Source organism: Flavobacterium yafengii, assembly GCF_030010375.1.
GTDB lineage: Bacteria > Bacteroidota > Bacteroidia > Flavobacteriales > Flavobacteriaceae > Flavobacterium > Flavobacterium yafengii.
The window spans coordinates 449,807-462,484 of record NZ_JASCRY010000003.1 but is presented as its reverse complement, the minus strand read 5'-3'; the positions used below and the strand labels follow the sequence as shown (position 1 = coordinate 462,484).

The window sequence follows — 12,678 nt, the reverse complement described above, 5'->3', positions numbered from 1 at the left end:
ATAAATTACAATGTTACTACTAGCTGAAGCTGCAATAGAGGACTTTAAAACTATTCGAGAAATTGCCTATAAATCCTGGCCAAGCACTTACGGTTCTATTTTATCGAAAGAACAAATTGATTATATGCTCGATTTGTTTTACTCAGAGGAAACTCTTCTTGAAAATTTAAACCAAAAAGGACATCGTTTCCTATTGGTAAATGAGGGAGAAGTTTGTCTAGGTTTTGCTTCGTATGAACACAATTATTTAAACCAAAACTGTACGCGCTTACACAAAATCTACTTGCTGCCTGAAGCACAAGGAAAAGGAGCGGGTAAATTGCTGATTGACGCCGTAGAAAACTTAGCCAAGGAAAATCAATCTACTACTATTTCATTAAATGTGAATAAATTCAATAAAGCCATTTCGTTTTATAAAAAAACAGGATTTGAAGTGGTTTCAGAAGAAGAGATTCTATTGGAGCATGGCTACAAAATGGAAGATTACAAAATGGAAAAGAAACTTTAATTATCCTATTGTCCTCATTACCCAACGCTTTTTATCTCATAATTTTACAACAATGAATTTTAACTTCAAAATGGATATTGTCGTATATTTATAGAAAGAATTTACAACAACCTATACCGTTAAATAAGAAGCGAAATGAGTTTGAAATTACGATCCCTATTTTGTTTATTAGTTCTTAGTTTATTTTCTTGTTCTAAAAAGGAAACAGATAGAATTAAGCCAACAGTAGGAGAAGTTACGGAAAGTGTTTATGCTTCCGGAGTTATAAAAGCAGATGGGCAGTACACGGTTTATGCAACCGTAAACGGCACATTACAAAAAGTAAATGTTATCGCCGGTCAATCCATTACTAAAGGCCAATCACTATTTGAATTGGAGAGTGGTAAAGCGGAACTGAATACGGAAAATGCTCGATTAGCGTATCAATTGAGTCTGGAAAGTAGTCGTTATATTCAAGATAAAATTGCCGAAATGGAAATGAAAGTCCAATCAAGCAGAGACAAATTGACTTTGGACGAATCCATTTACAACCGAAATAAAAACATCAGGAATCAAGGAGGAATTTCGGAAGTCGATTTTGAAAGAGTCGAATTAGCGTATAAAAGTTCCAAAATTAATTATGAATCGGCTCGAAAGCAATTGGCACAACTCAAAGCCCAATTGAAGAATGATCAAAGCAGAAACAGTGTCAACCTAAAAATCAATCAGAAATCCCAAAGTGATTTTAGTGTTAAAAGTGTCTTTTCCGGAAAGCTGTTTGATGTTTTGGTGAAAGAAGGAACGTTAGTTACGCCACAAACCCCTTTGGCAATAATTGGTCAGGAAAATTCATTTTTATTGGAACTGGAAGTGGACGAAAATGACATGGTTCGCGTGAGCACGGGACAAAAAGTACTGGTGACAATGGATAGCTATAAAGGACAGGTTTTTGATGCCGTCATTGATAAAATTTACCCGATAATGAACGAACGTTCCCGTACTTTTAAAATTGAAGCACATTTTATAAAACCACCCGAAAAACTTTACCCAAATCTTACAGCCGAAGCCAATATTATCATTCAGATTAAGCAAAATACCATTACGATTCCAAAAACATATTTAATCGAAGGCAAATATGTTTTAGTAAATAAAGACGAAAAACGCGAAGTGAAAACGGGTTTAAGCGATTATCAGAAAGTGGAAATAGTATCGGGATTAACCGCCGAAGAAACGATTTATAAACCCAAATAATGAATTTTAAACTTATTTTAAACATTGCATTGCATTTGCTTCGGGCGCGATTGAAACAAACGATTGTCGCGGCTATTGGAGTAACTTTCAGTATTGCCATGTTTATTGCTTTGGTTAGTTTTATGAATGGTTTGAATGACTTACTGGATGGCTTAATGCTCAATAGAACGCCCCATGTGCTGCTGTACAATGAAATTAAACCTTCAGAAAACCAACCCGTTTTCTTGTCTGAGGAGTTCAAAAAAAACACCAATTTTGTTCGTTCGATTAAACCTAAAGACAGAGGAAAATCCATTTACAACAGTAAAACAATTCTGGCTGTTTTAAAACAAGATCCACGCGTTATTGATGTTGCTCCAAAGGTGACTTCTCCGGTTTTTTTTAATTCGGGGACGATTGAAATTTCAGGGATAATTAATGGAATTGATGTTTTATCCGAAGATAAATTATTTAAAATCAGCGATTATATCATTGAAGGAAAAGTAGCTGATTTGCTTCAGAATAACAGTATTATTATAGGGAAAGGTTTGTCAGACAAAATGCTGCTTACCAAAGGAGATATCATCAAGATTACCACTTCTAAGGGAAATTTGGCTTCGCTCAAAATTGTGGGTATTTCAGAAATTGGAATTGCTGAAATCGACAATATAACGAGTTATACTTCTTTGGCTACAGCCCAAAAATTACAAGGAGAACCTACAAATTACATCACGGATATACAGATAAATTTATATGATATGGCTTCAGCACCTGCTGTTGCAAAAGAGTTTCAGGATACCTTTAATCTGGATACGATTGATTACCAAACCGCAAATTCTCAGTTTGAAACCGGAAGTACGGTACGAAGTATCATTTCCTATTCCGTTGGAGTAGTGTTGCTGATTGTAGCCGGTTTTGGAATTTATAATATTCTGAACATGATGATTTATGAAAAAATGGACAGTATTGCGATTTTGAAAGCCACTGGATTTTCCGGTAATGATGTGAAATGGATTTTTGTTTCGCTTTCTATCATTATTGGACTTGCGGGAGGATTGTTTGGATTGCTGTTTGGCTACGTTTTCTCTTCTATTATAGATGTTATACCGTTTGAAACGGCTTCATTACCTACGGTGAAAACCTATCCTATTAATTACAATCCCATATATTATGGCATCGGGATTACTTTTGCATTATTTACAACGACCATTGCCGGACTTTTCCCTGCTTTAAAAGCCAGTAAAGTAGATCCGGTAGAAATTATCAGAGGAAAATAACGATGGAAAACAATACTGTTTTAGAGACAATTGGACTAAGTAAATATTTTTACGATCCTGTAAAATTCGAAGTTTTAAAGGAAATTAGCATGCGTGTTAATCATGGTGAGTTTGTTTCTATAGTAGGAAAGTCGGGCTGTGGAAAATCGACTTTGTTGTATTTACTTTCTACGATGGATACGGATTATGACGGTCAGATATTGATTCACAACGAACTTGTTACGGGAAAAACCGACAAAGAATTAGCATTAATTAGAAATGAAAAAATAGGTTTTGTGTTCCAGTTTCATTACTTACTGGCAGAATATAATGTCCTGAAAAATGTAATGCTTCCGGGGATGAAATTAGCTAAATATTCGGATAAAGAATTAGAGCATCGCGCCATGGAACATTTGAAAACACTAGACATGGAAGATCAGGCACTGAAAATGCCAAATCAATTGAGTGGCGGACAAAAACAGCGCGTGGCAATTGCGCGTGCTTTGATAAACGATCCGTTAATTATAATGGGGGATGAGCCTACAGGGAATTTAGACAAGAAAAACAGTGACTTGGTTTTTGATATTTTTAATAAATTGACTCAGGAGAAAAATCAGACTTTGTTGGTAGTTACCCACGATACTGATTTTGCCCAAAAAACGAATAGAATTATTACTATGGAAGATGGAAAAATAATTTCGTAATATTATTGAACCATGATTTCATGTTTGTAGAGCAATCCTTTTATACCCTCTAAAGCAAAGACCGCTTTCTTTAATTTTGTTGTTTTGGGATCAATTGTATAATTATAGCTTGTTTTAAAATCAGCTTTGTTGGCAATTGCTTTTGCAAACTCAGAACGGTATAAATCGCAATTGTCAAAAACAACTTCAGTCAAATCAGTACTCATAAAATCAACGGCAATAATACTGCAATTGGTGAAGGATGTTCCTTTTATCTTTAACGTATAAAATTTGGAGAAATCCAAAATACAATTATTAAAAGTAATTTCGAAAATCAATTTATCACACATGGCAAAATTGACATCTTTGATTTCACAGCGATTGAAAGTCACGGTTCTAAAGGCTACATAATTTATTTTGGCATTGCTAAAAATGCAATCATTGAAAGTACAATCAATGAAAGTAACCGCCACAAAAGCACATTTAGAGAAATTACAATTGGTAAACGTACAGCACTCAAATTCCTTGAAATTGACTTCTTCCTCGTGGTATGTGATATCATTATACTCAATATCTAGAAAATATTCTGCCATTTATGGGTTTTAAATTCAGTTTTTAGTGCTGTTTTCGGAACAAAGAAACAAAATTCTGAATCGTTATATAGGATAAATTAGAGTATTATTTTTTGGATTTAAACTCTTTCATAGTCGCCTTTCCAGTGCTGAATCGCTTTTTTAATTTCCTTTCCCGAAAGATTTTCATTCATCGCTTTTTGCGTAAGCGCTGGAAATTCATCATCTGGTGTAAACCGCAAGGCAAATAATTGGTCGTCATTTAATCGATGCTCAAAATCCTCCAATCTTTTCCCTGTAATAGAAAAATAGCGGTACCGAAGCTCTAAACGTACTATTCGGTTTTGTAAAGTCAATGCATAATGTTGGCGTAGCATGAAAGCCAGACAAAACAGAACAACGAAAATTCCACTAATAAATACCCAAATTAATGAATCTTCGGTGGTGCAACTAAAATAAATACTAAACGACAAAAATATCATTATTATAGGATAGTAAACAAAATGATGGGGTGGGTAATACCGAATATGATTTTTATAGGATTGTGTTTCCATTATTTTATTTTAAAGTTTTTTAAAGATAGTCAAAACAACTTGCTTTGAAGGCAGCAGGTTTTTTAATTATGTAAATCCCAAAATTATATATGTTTTGGTAGTGTCTAATGATAAAAAACAAGACTTGATTTATATGAAAAACAATTCAATGTAGGTTACAGTATTGTATTATTAATGCTTCAACAAAACTTCTTCCTATTATAAAAAAAGCCCTGTCATTTTATAATGAACAGGGCTTTTCAGGTTTTTAGGATTTAAATCCCAGTATATGAATGTATAAACATCAGTTCCTTTTATTTTTTTTCAATTGATCTTTCAAAAAATTCATACGTTCGCAGCATTTGATCTATTCGTTGGCGATTGTCACCATTTCGAGTAATTTCATGAGTTGCGCCCGGATGTACTACAAATTCAACAGGACGATCTAATACTTTTAGACTGCGAAACATCATTTCGGCTTGAATAAAACCGGTACGACGATCGTTTCCACCATGAAAAATAATGAAAGGAGTTGTGATATTTTGAACATAACTTATGGGTGATTCCCGAGTTAGAATTTCCTTTACTTTTGGCTCCCATGGATATCCTCCAAAATAATTTGGAACTAATCGCCATGCATTTCCTTCGCCAAAAAATGTGTTAAGATCATAGACACCGCGTTGCGCACAAGCCGCTTTGAAACGATTGTCATGACTTATGATCCAAGCTGTCAGATATCCTGCATAAGAACCTCCGGTGATAAGCAACTTGGAGTTGTCGGCCCAACCTTCTTCAACGGTTTTATCTAATGCTGTCAATACATCACTTGCCGGACCTTTGCCCCAATCGTTGATGTTGCCTCTTAAAAAATCCAAACCATATCCACCCGAACCTCTTGGATTACTATAAACGATACCATATCCTTTACTGCAAAAATATTGGTACTCATGCCACATACTTTCTTCACCGGGACCCCACATTGCCGACGGACCGCCATGAATTTCTAACAATAATGGATATTTTTCTCCTTGTTTGTAGTTGGATGGTTTCATGATCCAATATTCTACAGTCATTCCTAAATCGTTGATGAATGTTTTCTTTTCAGGAATGGATAATTTTTTATTTGTAACCCAATCATTAAAATTGCTTACTTTTTTTTCATTTTTTAAATTGGCATCAGCAAAATATAATTCAGAAGGATTTGATACCTGAGTTTTTGAAAATACAATCGTATTATTTATAACGTCAAAACTTGAAATACCAGTATCAACGCTCGATAAAGCTTCTATTTTTTTTGTTAATCTGTTAATTCTGTGCAATACATTACCACCATTCATCTGAGAGGTGAAGTACAGGTGTTTATCATCTTTACTCCAGATAAGATTCGATTTATTTCGATCAAAAGGGATTGTTACCATATCTTTTTCGGTGCCATTCATGGGCATTATTGACAATGAAGGAACACTAATAAAAGAAGTATTACTGGACAAGAAAGCAAGCCATTTTCCTGATGGAGATATGGTGGCGCTGTTGTATCTTTTTCCATTTTCGCCTAAAATCATTTTAAAATTTTCACCATTTGTGTCAACTGTAAAAATCTCACTTTCTAATGACCGATCAGCATTTTCTATAGTGTCTACGTCTCCTGATAGAATTATTTGTTTCCCGTTTGGCGTGTAGTCCGCAGTAGCAAAACTATAAAATCCTTTAGTGAGCAAACGCGGTTCAGCATCTTTGGAGACATTTATTTCAAAGAAGTGATTGAAATTCATTTCTGAAGAGACATTCGATTCACTTTGAAAGTTTAATTTGTTCAAGACAATTGCTTTTTTGTCTATTGCGTTTTTATCTAAATAAGCCCTTATTTCGGATAAACTTCCGTTAGGATTTGGTTTCTCTTTATTCGTTAGTAAATGTTCATTTTTGTCAAAACCGGGCTTTTCCATTTTCCAAGTAGGAATTGTTTTTGATTTGTTTAAAATAGAGTCCTGAAGTAATTCTCGTAACGGGATACTTGATGAAAAAAGTATTCTTTTACCATCAGGCGACCACTTTGGATTGGTTGCACCGTATTTATGTTTTGTCAATTGCATGGGTTCGCCACCTTCCATAGAAAGTATAAAAATTTGCATTTTGTCCTCTACAGAACGCGTAAAAGCAATCTGTTTACCATCCGGACTCCATGCTGGTCTTGTCGCTCCATCTTTATTTGTGGTAAGTTGTACAGGTACGGAATTGTTTAATGTATTGGTAGTGAAAATCTGTGTGCGGTATTTGTAATCTAATTTATTATTTTCATCGGGTTCAATAGAAGTCACCGTAAAAGCAGCTCGTTTTCCATCTTTAGTCAGCGTTATGTTACCAACAGTTTTAATTTTCAACATATCAGTAATGGCAACAGCTTCTATTCCATTTTGAGCGATTGAAGATTGTAATTGTATTAAAAAAAATAGTACTATTGAAAATTTTCTCATAGATTGGATTTTAGAAATATTGGTTTATTATCAGTTAAGCCCAATTGAGCCTAATGTATTTTTATATAATGGTTTGATAGGTTAACTATTTAGTAAAAATATAAAATAAAAATCGGTTATCTGTATAATTTCTACTCAACAGTATTTATAGGTAAATGGACAAGTGATTATTTAATTTGTTCATTTGCCCAATTATCCATATACGTTTCAAACACACTTAAAGGCACAGAACCAACCTGTAAAATGGCATCATGAAATTTTTTGATTTCAAACTTTGGACCCAAACTTTTAATATATTTAGTTTTCAATTCCGTTATTTTCAATTCTCCTGTTTTATAGGAAAGTGCCTGTCCCGGTTGTGCCATATATCTTTCTGTTTCTGAAACAGAAGCATTTTTCTCTCTTCCCCCTTTTTCCATCATGTATTGGATTGATTCTTCCCTTGTCATGATTCCAGTATGCAATCCAACGTCTGTTACTAATCGTATCGCTCTAAATAGTTCTGATTTGTATGCCGCCAATTTTTGATAAGGATCGGTGTACAATCCTAATTCTTCACCCAATGATTCCGTATATAAAGCCCATCCTTCAGAAAAAACGGAATAGCCAGCAAATTTTCTAATTTTAGGCATGGATTGATTCTCTTGTTGCAAGGACAATTGAAAATGGTGTCCAGGAATGGCTTCATGCATAAAAAGATTGTCCATACCCAATTTATTGTATGTAGCAGCGTCAACGATGGGAACATTAAAATAACCGGGTCTGCTGCCGTCCGTTGTACCTCTTTCATAATTGGCTGCAGCAGTAGCTGCTTTGAACTTTTCAATGGCCTTTACCTTGAATGCTGTTTTGGGTACAATATTGAATAATTTTTTAAGGTTGGGTTCTATTATGGGCAGGATAGCTCTGTAACTTTCCAATATTTGTTCGTCAGTAGTGAAAGGAAAAAAGGAAGGATCGGTTAAGGCATGATTGAAAAATGCGGTTCTGTCTCCCTGAAAGCCAATTTTTATCTTGAGGTCATCAATTTCTTTGGTAATTCGTTCCACTTCCCGAAGTCCGGTTTGGTAAATTTCATCCGGTGTTTTATTAGTAGTAGTACTGACGCTAACCAAATATTCATACATTGCTTTCCCATTGGGCAAATCATTATAGCCTGACGTGGTTCTGGCTTTTGGCAAATAAACATCTTTTAAATACACTGCCAGTTTTCGGTATGTTGGGATAATTTTAGAGGTGATTGCCTTTTGATAGGCCAATCGTATCGCTTTTTTTTCTTTTGCAGAAAAAGAGTTTGGCATATTGAGGACCGGTTCATAAAAAATATTCTTAAGGGTATCTGTCGCAGTTTGTGCTTCCAGTTGTGGAATCATTTTAACAACCAATGCTTTGGGAAGAACCATTCCTATTGCAATACCTTTGTCAAAATTGGCTATGGCAGTATCGGCCCATATCGTAAAACTCTCTATTCGTTTGAGCCAATTTTCGTAATCTTTTACTGTTTTAAAAGGTTGAGCACTTTTTCCTGAACCAAGAGACGGTAATGAATTTGGTAATGATCTATAATGGCTAAAGGGCATGTATTCAAAATGGAATTTTTCTCTTTCCAGTGCTTGTTTTAATTGAAGGCTCGCGATATCGAAAGCAATTTTATCAAAGGAATTGAGCTTGTTTCTATCAAAATCTTCTAACCGTTTTTGATATTTTATGGTGAAGTCGTGTTTCTTTTTCAGATACGGTTTTGCGATATCGTTTGGCAATAAATCGTTGTATCTGTTATCGCCTCTTTCCGTGGCAGAAATAGGGTTTAATGGTAATCCTTCTTCGTAATAATCATCCAAAAATTTATTAAATTTAGTATTATTGGCTGGTTTTTGAGCCAATAGAAAAGTACTGCTTAAAACGAACAGGATTACTGTCGTTTTTCTAAAAAGGCTTTTTACTATATTCATGTGAGGATTGTTTAAAAAATGATTAAATGGTATGCATTAGATTGGGACTTCTTTTAAAGGTCTAATAGTGTGAAGGGTATGTTGAAATAAAGCCGTTTTTTGTATGTACTAATGTATACTTTATTTTATTAAGTATCGCAATTGTTCGGCCTTGTTTTTATGGCGCAGGTTTTGTCTCGGGTACATTTCATCCAATTTTGATAAAAAAAAACTTTCTAAATTCCGGACGCAAAATAAAGGAATCATAGATTAGTAAAGAATTTAGGAAAACTATTGGTTGGGCTTCCAAGGGTTATAGGTTAACCAATACATGGAAAATGAGATAAAGCAGTTACTTCTTTTCCATTTTTTACCAGCGGAGAAAGAGGATTAACTCTGTTAATTACAGAAGGGGCTTTGTTTGAAGTCTACTTTTAAAAACAAGCTTTTAGGAGAGGATTTGAAAATAAAAAACCCGTAAACATTGAGTTTACGGGTTATACTGGCGGAGAAAGAGGCTCCGATGCCTTTATAATAATACCAGTAAATACTGGACTTTTGATATACTATTTAAGAACAGGGTCACCAATAGGGTCACTAGACTTTCAAAGTCTTTTTTTGAACTATGTAAAGGTAAGGAATAAGTGTTTAATTGAATAAATTAATATTGACTTATTTTGATTCTGGCAATACCGCGACAGCTTTTCCCTCCATTGCTTCATTTACCAGATAGGCAATGAATTTAGAAAAAGGACTTATATCTTGATACGAACTTGCTCGTTCAAGAGCCTGCATGTATTCTGTTCTTTTTTCGACGGGTATCACAGTCAAAGGATATCCATTGGAAGCCAGCATGGTATTCATTAAAAATCGACTCATTCGCCAATTGCCATCCATAATATGGATGAATAAATACAAATATGAAATAGCCTAAAACCGCCCTGACAGAAGCTTCGGTCTCTTGTTCCAATAATTCAAACAAAATGGGTATGGTGTCCCGCATGGCATCTACACTTAGTGGTACATGTTTTGAATTACCTAATACCTGGACTTTCAGTCCTTCGTAAAACAAACCTCTGCACTTCAGTGCAGAGTGGTGTAGTTTATTTTGTTTGTTCTTGCTTGTAGGCACCAGTTGGGGGAGTATAGTTGTTTATCTCATCAAGTATCAACCTTTCAAATATTTCTTTTTCATTTTTATTTTCCTGTCGTGAAAAATCTTTGTTTATTTCTTTATAGTTACTTAAATCCATTCCATCACCTATTCCAACAAATGCTATTTTATTACCCCTTATCCAAGATTTTACAACCTTATTCCTATCAGGATAATAAAACCAAATATGATACCAATGGTCTTTTTTATCCCTTTTTCCGTCTATAAATCTTTCTTGATTTGATAATACATATTTAGGATTATCAGTTTTAAATTCTTCAACTGCTTTTATTAAAACTTCCTCTGAAACATCAAATTCATATATTTCTGAATACGGATAACTTCCTGGAGCAAAATCACAAGAAGTAAAAACAAACAATATAAATAAAGAAATTATTTTTTTCATAAAGCAAATATTTTAATTTACCTCTTTACTCTTAATTTACCTCTTTACTTTTAATAAGGCTTTGTCTCTGGTTTTATTATTAGAACCATTTTTGTATTCATATGGGACTTTAGGTGATAATTAATTTGACGGGCCGGATATTTTTAAGATATACTGGTCGCCTTCTTTAAATGCATTACTCTGCTCAAGAACGACTTTGATTTCTTCTGTGCTGATACCGGAAATTGAACTGCTGAAAAGCTGTGCCCTGTGTAGCATTCTAATATAGGTGTCAGGCTCCGATCTTCTTGTCAACTGTCGTAAACCACCTAAATAATCTTCACGGAAAACAGTTGGAATTATAATTTTAGACTGGCCTTCCTTGACCAGTTCAGCATTCATCATTATTCTGGCTATTCTTCCATTACCATCTAGAAATGGATGAATCTCACTAATCATAAACATCATGTAGGCTGCTTTTGCAAACGGATGAGATAAGGCTCGGTAGAAATTAAATCCTTCGTTAATCGTTCCCAGTACATGATTAAAATCTACAAAGGCTGTGTCTCCGGCAAAATTGTTTTTATCTTTAAAATTGCCCGGCAGTTTATCGGGTCTTGCACTCATAAGTATTTTATGGCGGTACCGAAGCATATCAATAAGTTGCTCGGCATTTGAAGGAGTCAAAGACATCTCAGCGCGGTTACTTACTATCTGGTAAGTACCTAGTACATCATGTGAATCTTGATTTCTTGCAGGCAGGGGTTTTTGTGTTTCTATGATCTGGCGTGCGTCTTCTACGTCAAATCTTGTTCCTTCTATGAAATTTGAGAAATAAGCTTCGTAAAATGCAAAATCCCTAAACTGCTCAGGATCTGTATTTCTGTCGAGAATGTCTGCAAAAGTTCTCTGCTGTAATTCGGTAAATAATTTTTCAAATAACTGAATTCTTAAAGGATCGTAGGGATGTCCAAATGCTCGTGCCTGCGCAAGAGGTGAAGTAAGTATACTTGAGGTATGAGTTGTCAGCAGTGCGCCAATTATACTGTTTAGTTTAACATATTCTTTCTGCAGATTTAGTTCTTCGCTGATGATCCTAGCTTTATCTCTTAACTCATTGAGTCCTTTTTCGCCTTGAACTCTTATGACAGTTTCCAGTTTCTCTTCTATAGCTTTTTTTTCAAGAGTTTTTGAGAACACTCCTGATTTACGAGACTCTTGTAAGTTCTCTAACAAGGCTCTTTCTCTTTGGGAAACAAATAGACCGCTGCTCATTTCATTATCTTCAGGCAGGGGAGAATGTCCCTTTGTTATACTTAATGTTATTCCTGGAAGGGAGGTCTTTCGGTCGTAGGTATAAGTTAAAAAAAGCTCGCCGTTTGGAGTCGGTGCAAATTCCAAAGCTGAACGATGGCTTAATAAAATGCCGGGATAAAGGTGCCCTAAAATCTTAAATAGGTTTCTTCTAATTATTTCAGAGGGCTCCGCATCAAAATTTGGTGTGTATATTTTTGGAGCAATCTTTCGCAGTTTTCCGTCCTTAACCAGTTTAGAAACAGTTCTGCTGATTTCAGGGTCACTTGATGAGTATATTATTTCTTGAAGATGCAGGGGGATTGCTTTGTCCATAACACAAATTTTTCAAGCTAAATTACAAAAAATTGTATTAGTACACAAATTTTTGAATTTATAAAGCCTATTATTTACAATTTTTTGCTATTATAATTTAAGAAAGACAAATATTTAGAAGTAATTGTTCGTTTATTTGAACTGAATACAAATTTTTACGTTTAAATCGGTCGATTTTTACAAATATTTGAAGTTATAATTTACTTTTATAAGATTTGGTAGTTTTTTACTTGACTACAGAATTGCTTTTGATAGCGTTATTTGTATAAGTGAACTTATCCCTTTTAAAATATTTTCAGAAGAAAAAAAAGAAAAAAAGAAAGTCGTCTCCTAAGTGGACCTTCA

The 12,678-nt window shown here is 34.5% G+C and carries 11 protein-coding genes; 4 read left to right on the top strand and 7 right to left on the bottom strand.

Annotated features, from left to right (window positions below):
• Positions 1 to 10 precede the first annotated feature (10 nt).
• The 4 genes from QLS97_RS12235 to QLS97_RS12220 all read left to right on the top strand — a co-directional run bounded on the left by QLS97_RS12235 (position 11) and on the right by QLS97_RS12220 (position 3,677).
• Positions 11 to 508, top strand: a complete 498-nt coding sequence (locus tag QLS97_RS12235; protein ID WP_282717012.1) for a GNAT family N-acetyltransferase — start codon at positions 11 to 13, stop codon at positions 506 to 508.
• Between the two features lie 135 nt (positions 509 to 643).
• Positions 644 to 1,738 carry an efflux RND transporter periplasmic adaptor subunit gene (locus tag QLS97_RS12230; RefSeq protein ID WP_282717011.1) on the top strand — a complete coding sequence of 365 codons (1,095 nt, stop codon included), beginning with the start codon at positions 644 to 646 and terminating at the stop codon, positions 1,736 to 1,738.
• On the top strand, positions 1,738 to 2,994 hold the full coding sequence (locus QLS97_RS12225; RefSeq protein WP_282717010.1) for an ABC transporter permease: 1,257 nt from the start codon (positions 1,738 to 1,740) through the stop codon (positions 2,992 to 2,994). Before QLS97_RS12230 ends, QLS97_RS12225 begins: the two co-directional genes overlap by 1 nt.
• A gap of 2 nt (positions 2,995 to 2,996) precedes the next feature.
• Positions 2,997 to 3,677, top strand: coding sequence for an ABC transporter ATP-binding protein (locus tag QLS97_RS12220; RefSeq protein WP_282717009.1), 681 nt, complete (start codon positions 2,997 to 2,999; stop codon positions 3,675 to 3,677).
• 2 nt (positions 3,678 to 3,679) lie between these two features.
• Here QLS97_RS12220 and QLS97_RS12215 read toward each other — a convergent pair whose 3' ends face one another.
• The 7 genes from QLS97_RS12215 to QLS97_RS12185 form a co-directional block, all read right to left on the bottom strand.
• Positions 3,680 to 4,249, bottom strand: a complete 570-nt coding sequence (locus tag QLS97_RS12215) for a pentapeptide repeat-containing protein (protein ID WP_282717008.1) — start codon at positions 4,247 to 4,249, stop codon at positions 3,680 to 3,682.
• A 98-nt stretch (positions 4,250 to 4,347) separates the two neighbouring features.
• Positions 4,348 to 4,782, bottom strand: a complete 435-nt coding sequence (locus QLS97_RS12210; RefSeq protein ID WP_282717006.1) for a DUF6526 family protein — start codon at positions 4,780 to 4,782, stop codon at positions 4,348 to 4,350.
• Positions 4,783 to 5,075: 293 nt separating this feature from the next.
• Positions 5,076 to 7,235, bottom strand: coding sequence for a S9 family peptidase (locus tag QLS97_RS12205; protein ID WP_282717005.1), 2,160 nt, complete (start codon positions 7,233 to 7,235; stop codon positions 5,076 to 5,078).
• A 167-nt stretch (positions 7,236 to 7,402) separates the two neighbouring features.
• Positions 7,403 to 9,187, bottom strand: a complete 1,785-nt coding sequence (locus tag QLS97_RS12200; protein WP_282717004.1) for a DUF885 domain-containing protein — start codon at positions 9,185 to 9,187, stop codon at positions 7,403 to 7,405.
• A gap of 651 nt (positions 9,188 to 9,838) precedes the next feature.
• Entirely contained in the window at positions 9,839 to 10,045 is a 207-nt protein-coding gene (locus tag QLS97_RS12195; RefSeq protein ID WP_282717003.1) for a hypothetical protein, read from the bottom strand.
• A gap of 224 nt (positions 10,046 to 10,269) precedes the next feature.
• A complete protein-coding gene (locus QLS97_RS12190) occupies positions 10,270 to 10,725 on the bottom strand; it encodes a hypothetical protein (RefSeq protein ID WP_282717001.1) in 456 nt (151 codons plus the stop codon).
• Positions 10,726 to 10,845: 120 nt separating this feature from the next.
• Entirely contained in the window at positions 10,846 to 12,333 is a 1,488-nt protein-coding gene (locus tag QLS97_RS12185; protein ID WP_282716999.1) for a Fic family protein, read from the bottom strand.
• Between the last annotated feature and the right edge of the window lie 345 nt (positions 12,334 to 12,678).